We start from the raw sequence: 20836 nt of genomic DNA on the forward strand, positions 1-20836 counted from the left end.
GCGCCCCCTGCCGGGTCCCCGTCCTCAGCCCCCGGACCGCGACCGCGCCTTGAACGCCGCCTTGCGGGCCTCCTTCGCCACCGTCTTGTCCCGGTGCAGGCGGCCCATCGCCTCCAGGACCTCCGCCGTCGCCGGGTGCTCCACCCGCCAGGCCGCCTCGAAGAAGCCGCTGTGGCGTCCCGTCAGCCCCTCGATCAGCTCCTGGACCTCCGCCAGGTCGCCGTCCGCGTCGAGCTGGGCGGCGATCGTGTCGATCGCCAGCCAGAAGATCATCGACTCCGGCGGCGCGGGGACGTCCGCCGCGCCCCGCTCCGCGAGCCAGACCCGCGCGAGGCCGCCGAGCTCCGCGTCGTCCAGGACCTCGCGCACGGCGGGCTCCGCCTCCGGGCCCACCAGGGAGAGCGTCTGCTGGCAGTGGAGGCGGCGGAGCGGCGAGCCCGCGTCCGCGCCGCGCGCGGCGTGCAGGAGTTCCCGGGCCGCGCCGAGCGCGTCGCGGCCCTCCAGCCACCCGGCGGTCTCCTCGCGCGCGGCGGCCTCCGGGTAGCCGGCGATGCCGTCGAGGAGCGCGTCGGCGCCCTTCTCCGCGAGGTCGCCGACGGCGGGCGCGTCGACACCGGCCTCCAGCATCCGGGCGCGGACGCCGTAGAGGCCGAGCGGGGTGAGCCGGACCATGCCGTACCGGCTGACGTCCTCGTCGTCGACGGGCGGCGCGGGCTCCTCGCCCTCCTCGGCCATCAGGGCCTCGTCGACGGGCTGGTAGGCGACGAGCCCGATCGGTTCGAGCAGCCGGAACTGCTCGTCGAGCCGCATCATCGCGTCGGAGACCTGCTCCAGGACGTCGTCGGTGGGCTCGCCCATGTCGTCGGGGACGACCATCGAGGCGGCGAGCGCGGGCAGCGGCACCGGTCCCTCCCCGGCCCCGCCCTCGCTGACGGTCAGCAGGTAGAGGTTGCCGAGCACGCCCTCCAGGAACTCGGCCTCCGCCTCGGGGTCCCAGTCGAGCGACTCGAAGTCGATCTCGCCGTCCTCGCCGACGATCCCGTCCAGGTCGTCGAGGACGGGGGCGACGGCGTCGGCGAAGACCGCGTCGAAGCCGTCCAGCCAGATCCCGAGGACGTCCTGGGGCGAACCGGCCGTGACGAGCGCGAGGTTCTCCCCGGGCGCGGCCCGCCCGGGGGTGTCGCCCTCCGCCGACTCCTGGCCGTCCTCCACGGCCACGAGGCCGGTGTCGACGGCGAGGCGCCAGGCGTCGCCCGCCCAGATCTCGCCGTCCTCGCCGTCGCTGAGGCCCAGGAGCTCGACGGCCTCGGGCAGTTGCTCGTCGACGAGTTCGCCGCCGGCGTCGACGCGGGTGTCGGGCCCGGCCCAGCGGGCCAGCCTGACCGCGTGGGCGAGGAGGGGGGCGGCCAGGGCGTCCCGCGCCAGCTCCGCGTCCGCACGGAGCCGAACGGGGGGAAGGGTGGGGTGCTCCGCTGACATCTGGGGGGTCTCCTCGACGCGTCCGTGGGTGAAGGGGGATGGAGGGGCGGTCATGGGTGATGACCGCGGGGTGGGCTCGGAGAGCGGTTCTCAGCGTAGACGCATCCGGGAGGACGTCCGCCGGTTCACCGATCCGTCAGCCTTCGTACACCCGTCGACTCTTGACAAGTTGGGCGCTCTGCAAAGAGATTGACGCGCGTAGATTCATCTGCCGTTCCTCCAAGCACCCTCGGAGTCCCCTGATGCCTTCCTCCATACCGAGATCTGCCGGCCGCACCGTCGCGCGATCCGCCGCGGTCTCCGCCGTCGTCGCCTCCGCCCTCGCCGCGGGTCTGCTCGCCGGTTCCGCGAGCGCCGCCACCGAGGACACCGCGGCCGGCGTCCGCATCCACGACATCCAGGGCACGACCCGCGTCTCCCCGCTCGTCGGCAAGCAGGTCGCCGGTGTCACGGGCATCGTCACCGGCGTCCGCACCTACGGCTCGCGCGGTTTCTGGATCCAGGACCCCGAGGGCGACGCGAACCCGGCCACCAGTGAGGGCCTCTTCGTCTTCACCAGCTCCGTCCCGACGGTCGCCGTCGGCGACGCGGTCAGCCTGAGCGGCACGGTCACCGAGTACGTGCCCGGCGGCCTGACCTCCGGCAACCAGTCGCTGACGCAGCTCTCCAAGCCGGTCGTCACGGTGGTCTCCCAGGGCAACCCCGTCCCGGCCCCGGTGACGATCTCGTCCTGGTCCGTCCCCTCCCGGTACGCCCCGGAGGGCGACCCGGCCGCCGAGGGCTCGATCAACGGCCTGACGCTGAACCCGCGCAAGTACGCCCTGGACTACTACGAGTCCCTGGAGGGCACCAACGTCCGGATCGGCTCCTCGCGCGTGGTCGGCGCCACCGACCCGTACTCCGAGCTGTGGGTGACGGTGAAGCCCTGGGAGAACCGCAACCGGCGCGGCGGCACGGTCTACGGCTCGTACGAGGACCAGAACACCGGCCGTCTGCAGATCCAGTCGCTGACCCCGGTCGCCCAGCAGCCGTTCCCCAAGGCGAACGTCGGCGACCGGCTGACCGGCACCACCGAGGGCCCGCTCGACTTCAACCAGTTCGGCGGCTACACCCTGACGGCCCGCACGCTCGGCACGGTCGTCGACCGGGGTCTGGAGCGCGAGACCACGGACCGGCAGCACCGCAACGAGCTCGCCGTGGCCACGTACAACGTGGAGAACCTCGACCCGAGCGACCCGCAGGAGAAGTTCGACGCGCTCGCGAAGGCCGTTGTCGACAACCTGGCCGCGCCCGACATCCTCGCCCTGGAGGAGATCCAGGACAACAACGGCGCCAAGAACGACGGCACGGTCGCCGCCGACCAGACGGTGAAGAAGTTCACGGACGCGATCGTCGCGGCCGGCGGGCCGGCGTACGAGTGGCGCTCGGTCGACCCGGAGAACAACAAGGACGGCGGCGAGCCCGGCGGCAACATCCGTCAGGTCTTCCTCTTCAACCCGGAGCGGGTCTCCTTCACGGACCGCGCGGGCGCCGACGCCACGACCGCCACCGCCGTGACGGGCCGCAAGGGCCACGCCGAGCTGACCCTCTCGCCCGGCCGCGTCGACCCGGCGAACACCGCCTGGGAGAGCAGCCGCAAGCCGCTCGCGGGCGAGTTCGTCTTCCGCGGCCGCACGGTCTTCGTGATCGCCAACCACTTCGGCTCCAAGGGCGGCGACGAGTCCATCGTCTCGCACCACCAGCCGCCGAACCGCTCCTCCGAGGCCAAGCGCCTGCTCCAGGCCCAGGCCGTCAACGGCTTCGTGAAGCAGCTCCTGGCGGTCGAGAAGCAGGCCGACGTGCTGGTCGTCGGCGACATCAACGACTTCGAGTTCTCCGGCACGACGAAGGCGCTGACCGAAGGCGGCGCGCTGTACCCGGCCGTGAAGTCGCTGCCGCGCGGTGAGCGCTACTCGTACGTCTACCAGGGCAACAGCCAGGTCCTCGACCAGATCCTGACCAGCCCCGGCGTGCGCCACTTCGAGTACGACAGCGTCCACATCAACGCGGAGTTCGCCGACCAGGACAGCGACCACGACCCGCAGGTCCTGCGCTTCCGCCCGTAGGACGCCGCCCGGCCCCGGTCACCCGCCCGCGCTCATGCTGAGCGCGGGCGTGTACCGCCGCACCCGGCTGCCGACGAGCCCCGGGTGGTGGTGCACCCGCGCCCAGGCCTCGCTGAGCGGGGCGTACTCCGCCTGCCACTCCACATGGGCCTGCTCGCTCTCCCACTCGGCGAGGTTCAGGACCCGGCGGCCGTCGGTGGACAGATGGAAGTGCGCGCCGATCCCGCCGAACGCCGACCGCTTCCCCGCGTCGTCGGCCATGGCGGTGAGCACGGCGTCCACCCAGGCCTTCTGGCGCCCCGCGTCCGGCCCGTCGAAGTCGACCTCGACGAGCGCGACGGCCCCGGGCGGCGCCCCCGCGCTCCGCTCGTCGAGGACGGCGGAGCGGTACGGCGGCGCGTAGCGATGGAGTGCCACCCGCCGGACGCCGGGCACGGCCGCGTCGATCTCGGCGTTGCGGTCGTCGCGCTGGGTCCGGAGGAAGTCCTCGTAGGCCCGCTCGCCGGTCCACTGCGAGTAGTGCAGCAGCGAGTCGCCGTCGGTCCCGATGTAGACGCTGTACGCGTGCAGTCCGAGGTCGGGCCACTCCCTGCTCTCCCAGGCCTGGCGGATGGCGTCGACGGCCGCGCGCTGGCGCTCGGGGGTGGCCACCCGCCAGGTGCTGGCGAGGACGAGTCCGACTCCGGGACGGTGGAGGTCGGGGCGGGCATCGGGGTGTACGACGGTGTCCATCAGGGAGGTCTCCTGTTCCTCGGATGCCTCCACCGTTCCCCCTCAACCATGGTTGAGGTCAAGGCCTGTCGCCGTGCGAGACTTCGCGCCATGATCCTTCGCGACCTCGCCCTCCGCCCCGCGACCCGCGCCGAACTTCCCGCCGTCCTCGCCCTCCTGGCCGACGAGCGGACGGTGGTGGACCCCGCCTCGGTCACCGTCACCGCGGCGTACGAGCGGGCGTTCGCGGACATCGACGCGGATCCGCGCAACGAGATGCTGGTCCTGACGGACGGCGGCCTCGTCCTGGGCTGCCTCCAGGTCACGTACATCCCGGGGCTCGGCCGGGGCGGCGCCGAGCGGGCCCTGGTCGAGGCGGTCCGGATCAGGGCCGACCGGCGCGGCGGCGGTCTCGGCCGGGAGCTGATGGAGCGGGCCGTGGCGCGGGCGCGGGAACGCGGCTGCGCGCTGGTCCAGCTGACGAGCGACAAGCGGCGGACCGAGGCCCACCGCTTCTACGTCTCGCTCGGCTTCGCGCGCAGCCACGACGGCTTCAAGCTGCCCCTCTGAGGCTTCGGACGGCGGATCAGCCGAGCAGGTGTCCGCCGCCGTCGACGAGCAGCACCTCACCCGTGATGTACGAGGCGTGGGCGAGGTCGTGGACGGCTCCCGCGATGTCCTCGGCCCGGCCGACCCGACGCAGCGGGACGACGTCCGCCACGTGCGCCTTGGCCGCGTCGGCGCCGTCGACGCCGTCGAACCAGGGGGTGTCGATGAGGCCGGGCGCGACCGCGTTGACCCGCACGTCGGGCCCGAGGGCCTTGGCGAGGAGCTTCGTCATGTGGTTGACGGCCGCCTTGGAGACGGCGTACGGGATGGAGCTGCCGCCCGGCCGGACGCCGGCCTGGGAGGAGACGTTGACGATGGCGCCGCGGGTCCTCCGCAGGTGCGGGACGGCGGCGGTGACGGTCTGCCAGACGCCGATGACGTTGACGTCGTAGAGGTGGCGCCAGACCTCGGGCGAGGCGGCTTCGAGGTCGTCGTGCGGGATGAACCGGGTGGTGCCGGCGCAGTTGACGAGGAGGTCGAGGCGGCCGAGGGTCTCCACGGCCCGCTCGACGAGGGCCTTGGCCTGGCTCTCGTCGGAGACGTCCGCCCGGAGGTAGACGGCGCCGGGCAGTTCGGCGGCGAGCCGCTCGCCCGCCTCGACGGAGCGCGCGGAGTTGACGACGACCCGGTAGCCGGCCTCGGCGAGGCGGCGGGCGACGGCGGCGCCGATGCCCGAGGAGGAGCCGGTGACGAGCGCGACGCGCTCTCCGGCCGTGCTGTGTGAGCTCATGCTGTGCTGTTCTCCCTGTCCCCCTGTCGCGCCCGTCGATCATGCCAGACCGGCACGGTTTAGCCCTCGTGACCTTTCGGCCGAAGAAGAACTAAGTGGACCTTCACCGACGGCTGCGCCGAGACTCGGGGGATGAGCACTTCCCGCCCCCACCGGGCCCTCCCCTTCGGCCGCGCGCTCTGCGCGATGATCACCCCGTTCACGCCGACGGGCTCGCTCGACCTCGACCGGGCCGCCGAACTGGCCGCCCGGCTCGTCGCCGAGGGCTGTGACGGCCTGGTCCTGAACGGCACCACCGGCGAGTCGCCGACCACCACCGACGCCGAGAAGGCGGCGCTCGTCCGGGCGGTCCGGGAGGCCGTCGGGCCCGCCGCCCCGGTCGTGGCGGGCGTCGGCACCGCCGACACCCGGCACACCGCCGAGCTGGCCCGCCAGGCGGAGCGGGCGGGCGCGGACGGACTGCTCGTCGTCACCCCGTACTACAGCCGTCCGCCGCAGCCGGCCGTGGAGGCCCACTTCCTGAAGGTCGCGGACGCCACCTCGCTGCCGGTGATGGTCTACGACATCCCGGGCCGCACGGGTACGCGCGTCGAGCCCGCGACGATGCTGCGGCTCGCCGAGCACCCGCGGATCGTGGCGGTGAAGGACTGCGCGTACGACCTGCTGGGCTCGGCCCGGGTGATCGCGGAGACCTCGCTCGCGTACTACTCGGGCTGCGAGGAGCTGAACCTGCCGCTGTACGCGGTCGGCGGCGCCGGCTACGTCAGTACGGTGGCGAACGTGGCGCCCCGTCAGCTGCGGGCCGTCCTCGACGCCTTCGACGCGGGCGACACGGCGGAGGCGGCCCGGCTCAACGCCCGGCTCCTGCCGCTCGCCGAGCGGATGATGGCCGCGGGCCTGCCCGGCACGGTGACCGTCAAGGCGCTGCTCGGCGGCCCGGTCCGTGAACCGCTGCAGCCCGCCGACCGGGAGACGGCCGACGGGCTGCGGGGGTTGTTCGAGGCGCTGGTCCTGTCGGATCAGGCGGAGTCGCTCGTGTAGGTCCGTCCGAGGATCGCCGCGTGCTCCAGGACGTCCTCCAGGGGATCGTCGATCTGCCCGGTGGAGATCAGGGAGACGTTCGGCCCGTTGTGCGAGTGACTGTGCGTCTCGTCCGCCGCGGCCGTCCCGGCCGGCAGCAGAACCGCCGCCACCGTGAGCACTGCGGCGACCGTGGGCTTGGTCCTCATGTCGACTCCTCGCCTTGTCTGCTGATTGGAACCCTGCGCTCCATCCTTGTTAACGCAGAGTCACCGAATCGGTTGTCGTGTGGCGGGAGTTCCTCGGCGAACCCCGACCGCCCCGCCGGCCGTTCAGGGCCGGGCGGGGCGGTGGCGGATCACCGGTGGATCAGTTATGGCTGTGCAGGACCTCGTTCAGTCCGCCCCAGACCGCGTTGTTCGGGCGGGCCTCGACGGCGCCGGTCACCGAGTTGCGGCGGAAGAGGATGTTCGAGGCGCCGGAGAGGTCGCGGGCCTTCACGATCTCGCCGTCGGGCATCGTCACCCGGGTGCCGGCCGTGACGTACAGACCGGCCTCGACGACGCACTCGTCGCCCAGGGCGATGCCGACGCCGGCCTCGGCGCCGATCAGGCAGCGCTCGCCGATCGAGATGACGACGTTGCCGCCGCCCGAGAGGGTGCCCATCGTGGAGGCGCCGCCGCCGATGTCGGAACCGTCGCCGACGACGACGCCGGCGGAGATCCGGCCCTCGACCATGGAGGTGCCGAGGGTGCCGGCGTTGAAGTTGACGAAGCCCTCGTGCATGACGGTGGTGCCGGCCGCGAGGTGGGCGCCGAGGCGGACGCGGTCGGCGTCGGCGACGCGGACCCCGGCGGGCACGACGTAGTCGGTCATGCGCGGGAACTTGTCGATCGAGGTCACCTGGAGGTGCAGGCCCTCGGCCCGCGCGTTGAGGCGGACCCGCTCGATGTCGTCGACGGCGACCGGACCGAGCGAGGTCCAGGCGACGTTGGCGAGGAGGCCGAAGACGCCGTCGAGGCTCTGGCCGTGCGGCTTGACCAGCCGGTGGCTGAGCAGGTGCAGACGGAGGTAGGCGTCGTGGGCGTCGAGCGGCTTCTCGTCGAGCGAGGCGATGACGGTACGGACGGCGACCACCTCGACGCCCCGGCGGGCGTCCACGCCGAGGGCCTTGGCGGCGCCCTCGCCGAGGGCGTTCACGGCCTCGTCGGGGGTGAGCCGCTCGGTGCCGGCCGGGCCGGGCGCCTCGGTCAGCTCGGGGGCGGGGAACCAGGTGTCGAGAACGGTGCCGTCGCCGGAGATGGTGGCGAGGCCGGCGGCGACGGCGCCGGTGGTGCGAGGAGCAGTGGTCATGACGGAGAACCTAACCGGCGGGGCCCCGCGCGGGCCAACCGGTCTCAGGTGTCGGTCGAGCCGGTGGGCGGTTCCGACGAGCCCGGAGGGGAGGGTTTCGGTCCATCGTTCAGGAGGCGGGCCAGCATCTCGCGCGCGTACCCCTCGTCGTACGCGCCCCCGGTGAGCAGGGACTGGAGGCAGATGCCGTCGACGAGGGCGACCAGGGCGCGGGCGGTGGCCGGGTCCGTGCGGCAGGCGAGGACGGCGACGACGGTCTCGGCCCATTCGGCGGCGACGGGGCGGAGCGCGGGGCGGCGGAGGGCGGCGAGGTAGAGCTCGTACTCCAGCTCCACACGGGCGCGGTCGCCGCCCATCCACTCCCCCATGAGGCGGGCGAGCGCGTCCGCGAGGTCGCTGTCCGGCGCGCTGAGGGAGGGGTTCTCGCGGAGCAGCCGCTCGAAGTCCCCGTTGGCCTTGCGCAGGGCGGCGACGAGGAGTTCGTCGAGGGAGGCGAAATGGTACGTGGTCGAGCCGAGCGGCACGTCCGCCTCGGCGGCGACGGTGCGGTGGCTCAGCCCGGCGATCCCGGACCGCCCGGCGACGCGGAGGGCCGCGTCGACGATCCGGTCCCGGCGTTCGGGGTCGTGGCGGCGGGCGCGGGCCATCAGTGGGCGCCGCCCAGGTTGAGGACGACGACCCCGGCGACGATCAGGAGGATCCCGGCGACCTTGGCGAGGCTGAGGGTCTCGCCGAGGAAGAGGACGCCGATGGCGGCGATGGCGGCGGTGCCGACACCGGCCCAGATGGCGTACGCGGTGCCGACCTGGAGCGTCTTGATCGCCTGGGCGAGGAGGGCGAAGGCGATGACGTAGCCCACCCCGGTGGCGATCGAGGGCCAGAGCTTGGTGAAGCCCTCGCTGTACTTCATGGAGGTGGTGGCGAGGAGCTCGGCCACGATGGCACCCGCGAGCAGTCCGTATCCCATGCGTACAAGCGTACACAACGATGCGTACGGTCGTACACATCATGGCCCGATACGGTGTCCCGCATGACGATTCCCCCGGGGCCGCCGCCCTACGGCTACGGCTACCCGCCGCCGCCCCCACCGCCGAAGCCCGGCGTGATACCCCTGGCGCCGCTCGGCTTCAGCGCGATCCTGACCGGCGCCTTCGCCACCATCGGCCGCTACTGGAAGCAGCTCCTCGGCGTCGCCGCGACCGCCTACCTCGGCGCCCTGGTGGTCGTCGCCGCGGCGATCGGCATCGCGTACGCGGCCGTCGGCGACACCCTGCCCGCCGTGTTCGACCTGCCCGAGGGGCAGGAGCCGCCCTGGGACGACCTCCGGCCGCTGATCGTCGCCTTCGTCTGCGTCTGGCTGGTGGGCATGATCGCGATGCTCTGTGCCGGCGCCCTGGTGGCGGCGGCCTGTCCCGCCGTGGTCCAGGAGGCGGTCCTCGGCCGGCCCACGACCTTCGGCGCGATCTGGCGCCGCTCCTGGTCCCGCATGCCGGCCGTGTTCGGCACGGTGTTCCTGACCAGCCTGGCCCTGATGGTCCCGTTCGCCCTGTTCGCAGCGGCCTTCATCGGCCTCTTCGTCGTCCTGCTCGGCACCGGCGACCGCACCTACGTCCTGCCGCTCGTGATGATCCTGGGCGCGCTGCTCCTCATCCCGCTCGCGCTGTGGATCTGGGTCAAGTTCAGCCTGGCACCGGCGGCGGCCGTCATCGAGGGGCGGGGCGCGGTCGACTCGATGCGCCGCTCCTCGCAGCTGGTCCGCGGCGACTGGTGGCGCGTCTTCGGCTGCGTCCTGGCCGCCGGGGTCCTGGCCTCCGTGGTCGGCATGCTGATCCAGCAGGTCCTGTCCATGCTGGCGTCGACCCCGCTGGCGGCCACCGACTTCTCGGGCGAGGACTCCGCCGCGGTGGTGGCCTCCCTGGCGCTCGTCCTCACGTTCCTCGTCCTCGGCCAGCTGGTCACCCAGGCGATCGTCTCGGTCTTCCCGCCCCTGGTCACCGCCCTGCTCTACGTGGACCAGCGCATCCGCCGGGAGAACCTGGCCCCGGACCTGGCACGGGCCGCCGGAGCCCTCTGAGCGCACGGAGAAGCGGAACGGCCGCACCCCGAGGGGGTGCGGCCGTCTCACACGGTCCGGATCTCAGACGTTGAAGCCGAGCGCGCGCAGCTGCTCGCGGCCGTCGTCCGTGATCTTGTCCGGGCCCCACGGGGGCATCCAGACCCAGTTGATCTTCAGTTCGCTGACGATGCCGTCCGTCGCGGACTTCGCCTGGTCCTCGATCACATCGGTCAGCGGGCAGGCCGCCGACGTCAGGGTCATGTCCAGCGTCGCAATGTTCGCGTCGTCGATGTGGATGCCGTAGATCAGGCCCAGGTTGACGACGTCGATGCCCAGCTCGGGGTCGACGACGTCGTACAGCGCCTCACGGACTTCTTCCTCGGAGGCCGGCTTCATCGTGGCCTCGGCGTTCTCGGTCATGCCGACTTCCTCACAGACTTCTGGTCGTCCTCACCCAGCGCCTGGGCGGTCGCGTCCTTCCACGCCATCCAGCTGAGCAGCGCGCACTTCACCCGGGCCGGGTACTTGGAGACTCCGGCGAACGCGACCGCGTCCTCCAGGATCTCCTCCATCGCGTCGTCCGGCTCGATCCGGCCCTTGGACTGCATCAGCTCCAGGAAGGTGCCCTGGATCTTCTGCGCCTCGGCCAGCTCCTTGCCGACGAGCAGCTCGTTGAGGACGGACGCCGAGGCCTGGCTGATGGAGCAGCCCTGACCCTCGTACGACACGTCCTCGATGCGCGTGCCGTCGTACTTCACGCGGAGCGTGATCTCGTCGCCGCACGTCGGATTGACGTGGTGCACCTCGGCGTCGCCGTCCCGAAGACCGCGCCCGTGCGGGTGCTTGTAGTGGTCCAGGATGACGTCCTGGTACATCGAATCAAGCTTCACGACCAAGCCCCTACCCGAAGAAGTTCCGTACGTGCTCGAGTCCCGCGACCAGGGCGTCGACCTCGGCCGGGGTGGAGTACAGATAGAACGACGCCCGCGTGGTCGCAGGAATTCCGTACCGCAGGCAGACCGGTCGCGCGCAGTGGTGACCGACCCGGACCGCGATGCCCTCCTCGTCGAGGACCTGGCCCACGTCGTGCGGGTGGATGTCGCCGAGCGTGAAGGAGATCGCCGCGCCGCGGTCCTCGGCCGTGGTGGGGCCGATGATCCGCAGGTCCGGAACCTCCTGGAGGCGCCGGACGGCGTACTCGGTGATCGCGTGCTCGTGGCGCGCGATGTTCTCCATGCCGATCGCCGACAGGTAGTCCACGGCCGCGCCGAGGCCGACGGCCTGGGCGATCGGGGGCGTACCCGCCTCGAACTTGTGCGGAGCCGGCGCGTACGTCGAGGAGTGCATCGAGACGGTCTCGATCATCTCGCCGCCACCGAGGAACGGCGGCAGGTCCTCCAGGAGCTCCTGCCGTCCCCACAGCACGCCGATGCCGGTCGGGCCGCACATCTTGTGGCCGGTGAAGGCCACGAAGTCGGCCTGGAGCGCCTGCACGTCCAGGACCATGTGCGGGGCCGCCTGGGAGGCGTCGATGCAGACGAGCGCACCGACCTCCTGGGCGCGCCGGATGATCGTCTCGACCGGGTTGACCGTGCCCAGCAGGTTCGAGACCAGCGTGAAGGAGACGATCTTGGTCTTCTCGGTGATGACCTCTTCGATGTTCGAGAGGTCGAGACGGCCGTCGTCGGTGAGGCCGAACCACTTCAGCTTCGCGCCCGTGCGCTGCGAGAGCAGCTGCCACGGCACGATGTTGGAGTGGTGCTCCATCTCCGTGATGGCGATCTCGGTCTCGTGGTCCACGCGGTAGGGCTCGTCGGCCCAGCCCAGCATGTTGGCCACGAGGTTGAGCGACTCGGAGGCGTTCTTCGTGAAGATGACCTCGTCGCGGCTCGGCGCGTTGATGAAGGCCGCGACCTTGTCGCGGGCGCCCTCGTACAGCGCCGTCGCCTCCTCGGCGACCGTGTAGACGCCGCGGTGGACGTTGGCGTTGTGACGCTCGTAGTACGTGTTGAGCGCGTCGAGGACCTGCCGCGGCTTCTGCGAGGTCGCCGCGGAGTCGAGGTACACGATCTTCTTGCCGTCGTGGACCACGCGATCCAGGAGCGGGAAGTCCTTGCGGATCGCCTCGGTGTCGAGGAGGCCGGAGAGCCCCTGATGGGCAGAAGTCACGCGGACGCGCCACCCTTCACGTACTTGTCGTAGCCCTCGTTCTCCAGGACGTCGGCGAGCTCGGCGCCGCCGGACTCGGCGATGCGGCCGTTCGCGAAGACGTGCACGAAGTCGGGCTTGATGTAGCGCAGGATGCGCGTGTAGTGGGTGATCAGCAGCGTGCCGACCTCACCGGTCTCGCGGACGCGGTTGACGCCCTCGGAGACGACACGCAGGGCGTCGACGTCGAGGCCCGAGTCGGTCTCGTCGAGGATCGCGATCTTCGGCTTGAGGAGCTCCAGCTGCAGGATCTCGTGGCGCTTCTTCTCACCGCCGGAGAAGCCCTCGTTGACGTTGCGCTCGGCGAAGGCCGGGTCCATCTGGAGCTGCTCCATCGCGGACTTGACCTCCTTCACCCAGGTGCGCAGCTTGGGCGCCTCGCCGCGGACGGCGGTGGCGGAGGTGCGCAGGAAGTTGGAGACCGAGACACCGGGGACCTCGACCGGGTACTGCATGGCCAGGAAGACGCCGGCGCGGGCGCGCTCGTCGACCGACATCTCCAGGACGTCCTCACCGTCGAGGGTGACGGTGCCGCCGGTGATCGTGTACTTCGGGTGGCCGGCGAGGGAGTAGGCCAGGGTCGACTTGCCGGAGCCGTTGGGGCCCATGACGGCGTGGGTCTCGCCCTGCTTGATGGTCAGGTCGACACCCTTGAGGATCTCGCGGGGGCCGTTCTCCGCGTCGACGGAGACGTGCAGGTCGTGGATTTCAAGCGTTGCCATGGGTGACTCAGGACTCCTGGGTGACGGAGACGAGCACATCGTCCCCTTCGATCTTTACGGGGTATACGGGGACGGGGCGCGTCGCGGGAAGACCGGAGGGCTTACCGGTGCGGAGGTCGAAGCTGGAGCCGTGCAGCCAGCACTCGATGGCACAGTCCTCGACCTCGCCCTCCGAGAGGGAGACGTTCGCGTGCGAGCAGATGTCGTTGATCGCGAACACCTCGCCCTCGGTGTGCACGACCGACACCGGCGTGCCGTCGACCTCGACCCGCTTCGGGGTGTCGGCCTCCAGCTCGCTCAGCGTGCAGACTCGGACGAAGGCCATCAGACGGAGGCCTCCAGCTCCGCCTCGATCTTGGCGAGCAGGCGCTCCTCGACGTCCGGCAGACCGATCTGCTGGACGAGCTCCGCGAAGAAGCCGCGGACGACGAGGCGCCGGGCCTCGGGCGCCGGGATGCCGCGGGACATCAGGTAGAAGAGCTGCTCGTCGTCGAAGCGACCGGTGGCCGAGGCGTGACCGGCGCCGGCGATCTCGCCGGTCTCGATCTCCAGGTTCGGTACGGAGTCGACCCGGGCGCCGTCCGTGAGGACCAGGTTCCGGTTGAGCTCGTACGTGTCCGTGCCCTCGGCGGCGGCCTGGATCAGCACGTCGCCGATCCAGACGGCGTGCGCGTCCTGGCCCTGCAGCGCGCCCTTGTAGGCCACGTTGGACTTGCAGTGCGGGGTGTTGTGGTCGACCAGGAGGCGGTGCTCCTGGTGCTGGCCCGCGTCGGTGAAGTACAGGCCGAAGAGCTCGGCCTCGCCGCCGGGGGCCGCGTACGCCACCCGCGGGTGGATGCGGACGACGTCGCCGCCGAAGGTGACGATGACGGACTTGAAGGAGGCGTCACGGCCGACCAGCGCGTTGTGCTGGGCGACGTGGACGGCCTTCTCGTCCCAGTCCTGGACGGAGACGACGGTCAGCTTGGCGCCGTCGCCGAGGACGTAGTCGACGTTGGCGGCGAGCACCGCGTCGCCGGTGTGGTCGATGACCACGACGGCCTCGGCGAACGCACCGAGTTCGATCACCTGGTGGCCGAAGGCCACCCCGCCCTGGCCGTGCACCGCGATGCGGATCGGCTCGGTGAGGACGGCCTCCTTGGCGACGGTGACGACCGAGGCCTTCTCGAAGGAGGAGTACGCCTGGGCGGCGACGCGGTCGACCGGCTTGCCGGCCTTGCCGAGGCGCTCGTCCTCGCGGCCCACGGTCTCCACCGTGACGCCCTCGGGGGCCTCGATCTCGACCTTGACGCCCTCGCCCGCGGCGACGGCGGTGCCGTCGTGCAGGCCTCGGAGGCGCGCGAGCGGCGTGAACCGCCACTCCTCCTCGCGGCCGTGCGGGACGGGGAAGTCCGCGACGTCGAAGGACGGGGGCGCGCTCATGCGCGTGGCGACGGTGGACTCGGCGGCCACCGCGATCGAGCCGGCGGTGGTGGAGCCCGCCGGGATGTTCTGAGCCTCAGCCATGGCTGTTGTGTTGCTCTCTTCCTACGTACGTACGGAGTCGGTCGCTGCGGGGACGGGGGGCGTCAGCCCACCGAGCCCTCCATCTGCAGCTCGATCAGCCGGTTGAGCTCCAGGGCGTACTCCATCGGGAGTTCCTTGGCGATGGGCTCGACGAAGCCGCGGACGATCATCGCCATGGCCTCGAACTCGGTGAGGCCGCGGCTCATCAGGTAGAAGAGCTGGTCCTCGGAGACCTTGGAGACGGTGGCCTCGTGGCCCATGGAGACGTCGTCCTCGCGCACGTCCACGTAGGGGTACGTGTCGGAGCGGGAGATCGTGTCGACGAGCAGCGCGTCGCAGAGCACGTTCGACTTGGAACCGGGGGCGCCCTCGCCGATCTCGATGAGACCGCGGTAGGAGGTGCGGCCGCCGCCTCGCGCCACCGACTTGGAGACGATGTTGGAGGAGGTGTTCGGGGCCATGTGGACCATCTTGGCGCCGGCGTCCTGGTGCTGGCCCTCGCCCGCGAAGGCGATGGAGAGCGTCTCGCCCTTGGCGTGCTCGCCCATCAGGTAGACGGCCGGGTACTTCATGGTGACCTTGGAGCCGATGTTGCCGTCGACCCACTCCATGGTGGCGCCCTCGTAGGCGACGGCGCGCTTGGTCACCAGGTTGTAGACGTTGTTCGACCAGTTCTGGATGGTCGTGTAGCGGCAGCGGCCGCCCTTCTTCACGATGATCTCGACGACGGCGCTGTGCAGCGAGTCCGAGGAGTAGATCGGGGCGGTGCAGCCCTCGACGTAGTGGACGTAGGCGTCCTCGTCGACGATGATCAGCGTCCGCTCGAACTGGCCCATGTTCTCCGTGTTGATGCGGAAGTAGGCCTGGAGCGGGATCTCGACCTGCACGCCCTTCGGCACGTAGATGAACGAGCCGCCGGACCACACGGCCGTGTTCAGCGAGGCGAACTTGTTGTCGCCGACCGGGATGACGGTGCCGAAGTACTCGCGGAAGAGTTCCTCGTGCTCCTTCAGCGCGGTGTCGGTGTCGACGAAGATGACGCCCTGCTCCTCCAGGTCCTCGCGGATCTGGTGGTAGACGACCTCGGACTCGTACTGGGCGGCGACACCGGCGACGAGGCGCTGCTTCTCCGCCTCGGGGATGCCGAGCTTGTCGTACGTGTTCTTGATGTCCTCGGGCAGGTCCTCCCAGGAAGCGGCCTGCTTCTCGGTGGAGCGCACGAAGTACTTGATGTTGTCGAAGTCGATGCCGGAGAGGTCGGAGCCCCAGGTCGGCATGGGCTTCTTGCCGAAGAGACGCAGACCCTTGAGACGCAGCTTCAGCATCCACTCGGGCTCGTTCTTCTTCGAGGAGATGTCGCGGACGACGTCCTCGTTCAGACCGCGCTTGGCGGTGGCACCGGCGGCGTCGGAGTCGGCCCAGCCGTACTCGTACCGACCCAGGCCCTCGAGCTCGGGGTGGCTGATCTCGGTGGTCATGCGGGGTTCCTCCCGGCCGTACTTGCGGATGCTGATTCGGTGGTCTGTGGAGCGCCGTGCGGGATGAACGTGGTGCAGACGCCGTCACCATGCGCGATGGTGGCCAGACGCTGGACGTGCGTTCCCAGGAGGCGGGAGAAGAATTCCGTCTCCGCCTCGCACAGCTGTGGATACTGCTCGGCGACGTGGGCGACCGGGCAGTGGTGCTGGCAGAGCTGCTCGCCGACCGGCGCGTTCCGCGCAGTGGCAGCGTACCCGTCGGCGGTCAGCGCCTTGGCAAGCGCCTCGGCCCGCCGCTCCGGCTCGACGGCCTCGACCGCCTCGCGGTAGGCGTCCGCCTGGGCCTCGATCCGGTCGCGGGCGAAGGCGGCCACGGCCGCCTCCCCTCCGGCGTTGCGCTCGATCCAGCGGAGCGCCTCGACGGCGAGGGAGTCGTACGACTGGTCGAAGGCGTCCCGGCCGCAGTCGGTGAGCGCGAAGATCTTCGCGGGGCGACCTCGGGCGCGGGTGCCGTAGACCCGCTGGTCGCGGGCCTCGACCACGTTCTCGGCGACGAGCGAGTCGAGATGGCGACGGACGGCCGCCTGGGTGAGGCGGAGCCGCCCGGCGAGGTCGGCGACGGTCGACGGCCCGTGATCCAGGATCGACCGTGCGACCCGGTTGCGCGTCGAACGCTCACGGGTCGCGAGTTCCTCCACCGGAGCCGCGCCAACGTTTTTCACAACGCCATTGTTGCGTAATTAATCTCGGACTGACAAGCGGCGTCCGGGGTGGCGACGGTGCCGTGCGTCACTCAGGTAAGGCTTACCTGACCTGCGGAAATGATCATTCGTAGGACGAATCCGAGCTCCGCTCCGATCGCCCCGCGACGCCGTACCCGCAGGCCACAGGTGCTCGACGGCCCGCGATCCGGCCCGGCGCGGTGACGCCCGGGCCGCGTCCCGGATCACCGAAACCGGCCCTTCCGCCGAGGATCCGGGGAGAGAAAAGAAACCGGCCCCCCGCCGGAGGACCTTCACCCCCTCTCTAGACTTCCCGGCATGCGAAACACGTCCGTCGAGTCCGTCGTCCAGGTCCGCGGCCTGGTCAAGCGGTACGGCACCAAGACCGCCGTCGACGGCCTCGACCTCGACGTACGGGCGGGCACCGTCACCGCCGTCCTCGGCCCCAACGGGGCCGGCAAGACGACCACCATCGAGACCTGCGAGGGCTACCGCAGGCCCGACGGCGGCACCGTCCGCGTCCTCGGCCTCGACCCGGTCGCCGACGCGGCCGCGCTGCGCCCCCGGATCGGCGTGATGCTCCAGTCCGGCGGCGTCTACTCCGGCGCCCGCGCCGACGAGATGCTCCGCCACATGGCGAAGCTGCACGCCCACCCGCTGGACGTGGGCGCCCTGATCGAGCGGCTCGGCCTCGGCTCCTGCGGCCGCACCACCTACCGGCGCCTCTCCGGCGGCCAGCAGCAGCGCCTCGCGCTCGCCATGGCCGTCGTCGGCCGGCCGGAGCTCGTCTTCCTCGACGAGCCGACCGCCGGACTCGACCCGCAGGCCCGCCGCGCCACCTGGGACCTCGTGCGCGAGCTGCGCGCCGACGGGGTGACCACCGTCCTCACCACCCACTTCATGCAGGAGGCCGAGGAGCTCGCCGACGACGTCGCCATCGTCGACGCCGGCCGGATCGCCGCCCAGGGAAGCCCCGAGGAGCTGTGCCGGGGCGGCGCCGAGAACACCCTGCGCTTCACCGGGCGCGCCGGACTCGACCTGGGCTCCCTGCTCAAGGCGCTGCCCGACGGCACGGCCGCGGCGGAGCCGCTCCCGGGCACGTACCGGATCACCGGCGCCGTCGACCCGCAGCTGCTCGCCACGGTGGCCAGCTGGTGCGCCCAGCACGGCGTCATGCCCGACGGCATCTCCGTCGAGCGCCACACCCTCGAGGACGTCTTCCTCGAACTGACGGGCAAGGATCTGCGGTCGTGAGCACTGGTACGTACACCCCGAGGCCTGGTGCCGCCCCCGTCGGCCGGATGATCGCGGCGCAGACGGCGCTGGAGACCCGGATGCTGCTGCGCAACGGCGAGCAGCTCCTGCTCACGGTGATCATCCCGTCCCTGCTCCTGGTGCTCTTCTCCACCGTCGACATCGTCACCGTGCCCGCTTCGAAGACGGGCGGCGCCGACCGGGCCGTCGACTTCCTCGCCCCGGGCGTCCTGGCGCTCGCCGTCCTGTCGACCGCCTTCACCGGCCAGGCCATCGCGACCGGTTTCGAGCGGCGGTACGGGGTGCTCAAGCGCCTCGGCGCCTCACCGCTCCCCCGCTGGGCCCTGATGACGTCCAAGACGCTCGCCGTCATGGTCACCGAGGTCCTCCAGATCACCCTCCTGACGGCGATCGCGCTGGGTCTCGGCTGGTCCCCGCAGGGGGCTTCGACCTTCACGGGCGTGCTCTCCGTGCTGCTGCTCCTGGCCCTCGGCACGGCCGCCTTCTCCGGCCTCGGCCTGCTGATGGCGGGCACCCTGAAGGCGGAGGCCACCCTGGCCGCCGCGAACCTCGTCTTCCTGCTGCTCCTGGTGGGCGGCGGGGTCATCGTCCCGCTGGAGAGGTTCCCGGACGCGGCCCGCTCGGTCCTGGAGCTGCTCCCGATCTCCGCCCTCTCGGACGGCCTGCGCGCGATCCTCCAGGACGGTGCGTCCCTCCCCTGGGGCGACGCGCTGACCCTGGCGGTCTGGGCGGTGCTCGGTCTGGGCGCGGCGGCGAAGTTCTTCCGCTGGGAGTAGCCGAGGGGTCCCAGAGGGTGACGTTTCCCGACAAGGCACCCCTCGTGAAAGCGTGCACAAGCCCCGGCCTACGATAGGGCGCGTGCTGACCCCCCTCGCCTCCATCGCCAGGCGCTGGACCCCGTCCCCCAGGACGCTCCGGCGCGCCGCGCTCTCCGCCGTCGTGATGAGCGTCCTCATCATCGTCACGGGCGGCGCGGTCCGGCTGACCGGTTCCGGTCTCGGCTGCGACACCTGGCCCAAGTGCACCGACGACAGCCTGATCGTGACGCCCGAGCAGGGCTACCGGGGCGTGATCGAGTTCGGCAACCGGATGCTGACGTACGTCCTGTCGGCGGCCGTCGGCTGGGCGATCATCGCCGCCCGGTCCACCAAGCCCTGGCGGCGCGGCCTCACCCGGCTGGCCTGGGCCCAGTTCTGGATCGTGATGAGCAACGCCGTCCTCGGCGGCATCACGGTGTGGATGGGCCTCAACCCGTGGACGGTGGCCGGCCACTTCCTCGCCGCGAACGCCCTGCTCACGGTCGCCGTCATCACCTGGCACCGGACCGGCGAGGGCGACACCGCCCCCCGCCCCCGCGTGCCGCGCCCGGTCCGCAAGCTGTCCTGGGCGATCACCGTCGCCTCGGGTCTGCTGATCGCGGCCGGCACGACGGTGACCGGCGCCGGCAAGCACGCCGGTGACAGCAGCGACGTGCCGCGCATGCCGTGGGACTGGACGGACGCCGCCCACATCCACGCCATCTCCGCCTGGGTCGTCTGCGCCCTCGCCGTGGCGATGTGGCTGGTGCTGCGCGTGGTGGACGCCCCGCTCGACACCCGGGCGCGCGCCCGGGAGCTGCTGGTCGTGCTGCTCGCGCAGGGCGCCATCGGCTACGTCCAGTACTTCACCGGCGTCCCCGAGGTCCTCGTCGCCGTCCACATGCTCGGCTCCTCACTGATGTGGATCGCCGTCCTGCGGCTCGCCCTGAGCATGCGCGAGCGCCCGGCCCCCACGGCGGACATCCCGGCCCAGGCCGACCCCCAGCTCGCGACCGCCTGACCGCCCGGCACCGTTCCGCCCCGATCGCCCCGGCCGCCCCGACGAGGGCGGCCGGGGCGATCGGCCGTACGGGCTCCGTGCGGGCGGGGCGCTACGCGGCCACCGGCGCCCGCAGCAGCGCGTCGGGGAGGTAGCCGGAGCGGACGCCCGGCTCCCAGCCGTGCGCCAGGTGCGCGAGCGCGGCCAGGGCGACGGTCCCGACCGGCAGCAGGGTCCTGGGCTCGGGATCGGTCCCGAGGCCCGCGCGGTGCTCTTCGAGGCGCTCCACGAGCGCCCGCTCGAAGGCCTCCCGGTCGTCGTCGAGCAGCACCCGCAGCAGCCGCTGGTCCGGCCCGAGCGCGCCGGCCGCGTCGAGGGCCCGCGCCGCCGCCGCCCGCTCCTCCGCCCCGGGCAGGCCCACCGGGACGGGCCCGGACACGGCGCCGGGGTACGGTCCGCTCCGGACGGTCAGGTACGCGCACAGCGCGTCCATCTCGGCGAGGTCCGCCGGCTCCGAGACCGAGTCGAACCGCGAGTACGGCACGCCCTCGCGGATCGCGGGCGCGTAGTCCTCCCGGAGCAGCGGCCCGATCACCCGCCGCCGTTCCCAGGCCAGCCCGCTGATGAGGCAGAGCCCGAAGGCCTCGGTCCAGGTGCGGGCGGTGGGCACCTGGTGGTCCCGGTCCACGTCCTCGTCGAAGAGCTGGTCGGCGCTGGACAGCGTCTCGTCGACGAGGGGCAGCGGGACGTCCCAGTCACCGCCGGGGAAGCAGCCGATCCCCAGCACTCCGAGGGCGCACTCGGCGGCGGTCAGCAGCGCCGGCCCCGAGGAGCCCGCGGCGAGCGCGGGGTCCTCCAGGGTGCGGGCCCCGACGTGGTCGAGGAGTTCGTCGCGCGCCCGCACCAGGCCCGACAGCGACAGCCCGCCGTACCGGAGGTCGTGCCAGCGGTCGAAGACCCGCCCCCGGATGTCGTCGAGCGCCCGCTCGATCCTCGCCCCGCCGACCTCGTGGCATGTCGTCTCCCGCACGGCTGTCGCCTCCCCCGTGATCCGTTCGATCTTGC

23 protein-coding genes are annotated in these 20836 nt (G+C 71.7%); 7 read left to right on the forward strand and 16 right to left on the reverse strand.

Annotation, left to right across the window (positions count from 1 at the left end):
* Positions 1–24: 24 nt before the first annotated feature.
* Positions 25–1479, reverse strand: coding sequence for a hypothetical protein (locus tag ABT129_RS05065; RefSeq protein WP_351896701.1), 1455 nt, complete (start codon positions 1477–1479; stop codon positions 25–27).
* Positions 1480–1721: 242 nt separating this feature from the next.
* Here ABT129_RS05065 and ABT129_RS05070 point away from each other — a divergent pair, with 242 nt between their 5' ends.
* Complete coding sequence (locus ABT129_RS05070; RefSeq protein WP_351896702.1) at positions 1722–3584, forward strand: DUF8508 domain-containing protein; 1863 nt, start codon at positions 1722–1724, stop codon at positions 3582–3584.
* An 18-nt stretch (positions 3585–3602) separates the two neighbouring features.
* On the opposite strand, the gene ABT129_RS05075 is transcribed toward ABT129_RS05070, so the two are convergent.
* Positions 3603–4316 carry an antibiotic biosynthesis monooxygenase gene (locus tag ABT129_RS05075; RefSeq protein ID WP_351896705.1) on the reverse strand — a complete coding sequence of 238 codons (714 nt, stop codon included), beginning with the start codon at positions 4314–4316 and terminating at the stop codon, positions 3603–3605.
* A gap of 90 nt (positions 4317–4406) precedes the next feature.
* Here ABT129_RS05075 and ABT129_RS05080 point away from each other — a divergent pair, with 90 nt between their 5' ends.
* On the forward strand, positions 4407–4865 hold the full coding sequence (locus ABT129_RS05080; protein WP_351896707.1) for a GNAT family N-acetyltransferase: 459 nt from the start codon (positions 4407–4409) through the stop codon (positions 4863–4865).
* 16 nt (positions 4866–4881) lie between these two features.
* Here the strand turns inward: ABT129_RS05080 and ABT129_RS05085 are convergent, their stop codons facing one another.
* Positions 4882–5634 (reverse strand): SDR family NAD(P)-dependent oxidoreductase, encoded by a 753-nt coding sequence (locus ABT129_RS05085; RefSeq protein ID WP_351896710.1) that lies wholly within the window; start codon positions 5632–5634, stop codon positions 4882–4884.
* A gap of 132 nt (positions 5635–5766) precedes the next feature.
* Here ABT129_RS05085 and dapA point away from each other — a divergent pair, with 132 nt between their 5' ends.
* Entirely contained in the window at positions 5767–6675 is a 909-nt protein-coding gene (gene dapA / locus ABT129_RS05090; protein WP_351896712.1) for a 4-hydroxy-tetrahydrodipicolinate synthase, read from the forward strand.
* On the opposite strand, the gene ABT129_RS05095 is transcribed toward dapA, so the two are convergent.
* The 4 genes from ABT129_RS05095 to ABT129_RS05110 all read right to left on the reverse strand — a co-directional run bounded on the left by ABT129_RS05095 (position 6654) and on the right by ABT129_RS05110 (position 8974).
* Positions 6654–6863 (reverse strand): hypothetical protein, encoded by a 210-nt coding sequence (locus ABT129_RS05095; protein ID WP_351896715.1) that lies wholly within the window; start codon positions 6861–6863, stop codon positions 6654–6656. The genes dapA and ABT129_RS05095 overlap by 22 nt on opposite strands.
* Positions 6864–7023: 160 nt before the next feature.
* Positions 7024–8007, reverse strand: a complete 984-nt coding sequence (dapD, locus tag ABT129_RS05100; RefSeq protein ID WP_351896717.1) for a 2,3,4,5-tetrahydropyridine-2,6-dicarboxylate N-succinyltransferase — start codon at positions 8005–8007, stop codon at positions 7024–7026.
* Positions 8008–8051: 44 nt separating this feature from the next.
* The gene (locus ABT129_RS05105) at positions 8052–8654 is read right to left on the reverse strand and encodes a TetR/AcrR family transcriptional regulator (RefSeq protein ID WP_351896719.1); all 603 of its coding nucleotides are present in this window, start codon (positions 8652–8654) and stop codon (positions 8052–8054) included.
* The gene (locus ABT129_RS05110) at positions 8654–8974 is read right to left on the reverse strand and encodes a DMT family transporter (RefSeq protein WP_351896721.1); all 321 of its coding nucleotides are present in this window, start codon (positions 8972–8974) and stop codon (positions 8654–8656) included. The genes ABT129_RS05105 and ABT129_RS05110 overlap by 1 nt, the downstream gene beginning before the upstream one ends.
* Positions 8975–9037: 63 nt before the next feature.
* Between ABT129_RS05110 and ABT129_RS05115 the strand changes: the two genes are divergently transcribed.
* Positions 9038–10081: a DUF7847 domain-containing protein gene (locus ABT129_RS05115; protein ID WP_351896724.1), complete on the forward strand. Its 1044-nt coding sequence runs from the start codon at positions 9038–9040 to the stop codon at positions 10079–10081.
* 63 nt (positions 10082–10144) lie between these two features.
* On the opposite strand, the gene ABT129_RS05120 is transcribed toward ABT129_RS05115, so the two are convergent.
* The 8 genes from ABT129_RS05120 to ABT129_RS05155 form a co-directional block, all read right to left on the reverse strand.
* Positions 10145–10483, reverse strand: coding sequence for a metal-sulfur cluster assembly factor (locus tag ABT129_RS05120; RefSeq protein WP_073917183.1), 339 nt, complete (start codon positions 10481–10483; stop codon positions 10145–10147).
* Positions 10480–10953 (reverse strand): Fe-S cluster assembly sulfur transfer protein SufU, encoded by a 474-nt coding sequence (gene sufU / locus ABT129_RS05125; RefSeq protein ID WP_351896727.1) that lies wholly within the window; start codon positions 10951–10953, stop codon positions 10480–10482. The genes ABT129_RS05120 and sufU overlap by 4 nt, the downstream gene beginning before the upstream one ends.
* 10 nt (positions 10954–10963) lie before the next feature.
* Positions 10964–12232, reverse strand: a complete 1269-nt coding sequence (locus ABT129_RS05130; RefSeq protein ID WP_030322528.1) for a cysteine desulfurase — start codon at positions 12230–12232, stop codon at positions 10964–10966.
* Positions 12229–12993, reverse strand: a complete 765-nt coding sequence (sufC, locus tag ABT129_RS05135; RefSeq protein WP_351896730.1) for a Fe-S cluster assembly ATPase SufC — start codon at positions 12991–12993, stop codon at positions 12229–12231. The genes ABT129_RS05130 and sufC overlap by 4 nt, the downstream gene beginning before the upstream one ends.
* A 7-nt stretch (positions 12994–13000) precedes the next feature.
* Positions 13001–13318, reverse strand: a complete 318-nt coding sequence (locus tag ABT129_RS05140) for a bifunctional 3-phenylpropionate/cinnamic acid dioxygenase ferredoxin subunit (protein WP_351896732.1) — start codon at positions 13316–13318, stop codon at positions 13001–13003.
* Positions 13318–14499, reverse strand: coding sequence for a Fe-S cluster assembly protein SufD (sufD, locus tag ABT129_RS05145; RefSeq protein ID WP_351896735.1), 1182 nt, complete (start codon positions 14497–14499; stop codon positions 13318–13320). The genes ABT129_RS05140 and sufD overlap by 1 nt, the downstream gene beginning before the upstream one ends.
* 62 nt (positions 14500–14561) lie before the next feature.
* Complete coding sequence (gene sufB / locus ABT129_RS05150) at positions 14562–15977, reverse strand: Fe-S cluster assembly protein SufB (RefSeq protein ID WP_351896737.1); 1416 nt, start codon at positions 15975–15977, stop codon at positions 14562–14564.
* Entirely contained in the window at positions 15974–16699 is a 726-nt protein-coding gene (locus ABT129_RS05155; protein WP_351896740.1) for a helix-turn-helix transcriptional regulator, read from the reverse strand. The genes sufB and ABT129_RS05155 overlap by 4 nt, the downstream gene beginning before the upstream one ends.
* Positions 16700–17017: 318 nt before the next feature.
* Between ABT129_RS05155 and ABT129_RS05160 the strand changes: the two genes are divergently transcribed.
* The 3 genes from ABT129_RS05160 (at position 17018) to ABT129_RS05170 (ending at position 19792) form a co-directional block, all read left to right on the forward strand.
* A complete protein-coding gene (locus tag ABT129_RS05160) occupies positions 17018–17953 on the forward strand; it encodes an ABC transporter ATP-binding protein (protein ID WP_351896743.1) in 936 nt (311 codons plus the stop codon).
* The gene (locus tag ABT129_RS05165) at positions 17950–18750 is read left to right on the forward strand and encodes an ABC transporter permease (protein WP_351896745.1); all 801 of its coding nucleotides are present in this window, start codon (positions 17950–17952) and stop codon (positions 18748–18750) included. Before ABT129_RS05160 ends, ABT129_RS05165 begins: the two co-directional genes overlap by 4 nt.
* A 73-nt stretch (positions 18751–18823) precedes the next feature.
* On the forward strand, positions 18824–19792 hold the full coding sequence (locus ABT129_RS05170; RefSeq protein WP_351897054.1) for a COX15/CtaA family protein: 969 nt from the start codon (positions 18824–18826) through the stop codon (positions 19790–19792).
* A gap of 91 nt (positions 19793–19883) precedes the next feature.
* Here the strand turns inward: ABT129_RS05170 and ABT129_RS05175 are convergent, their stop codons facing one another.
* Positions 19884–20801 (reverse strand): immunity 49 family protein, encoded by a 918-nt coding sequence (locus ABT129_RS05175; protein ID WP_351896748.1) that lies wholly within the window; start codon positions 20799–20801, stop codon positions 19884–19886.
* Positions 20802–20836 lie beyond the last annotated feature (35 nt).

This window comes from Streptomyces sp. NPDC002057, from assembly GCF_040296665.1.
Classification (GTDB): domain Bacteria; phylum Actinomycetota; class Actinomycetes; order Streptomycetales; family Streptomycetaceae; genus Streptomyces.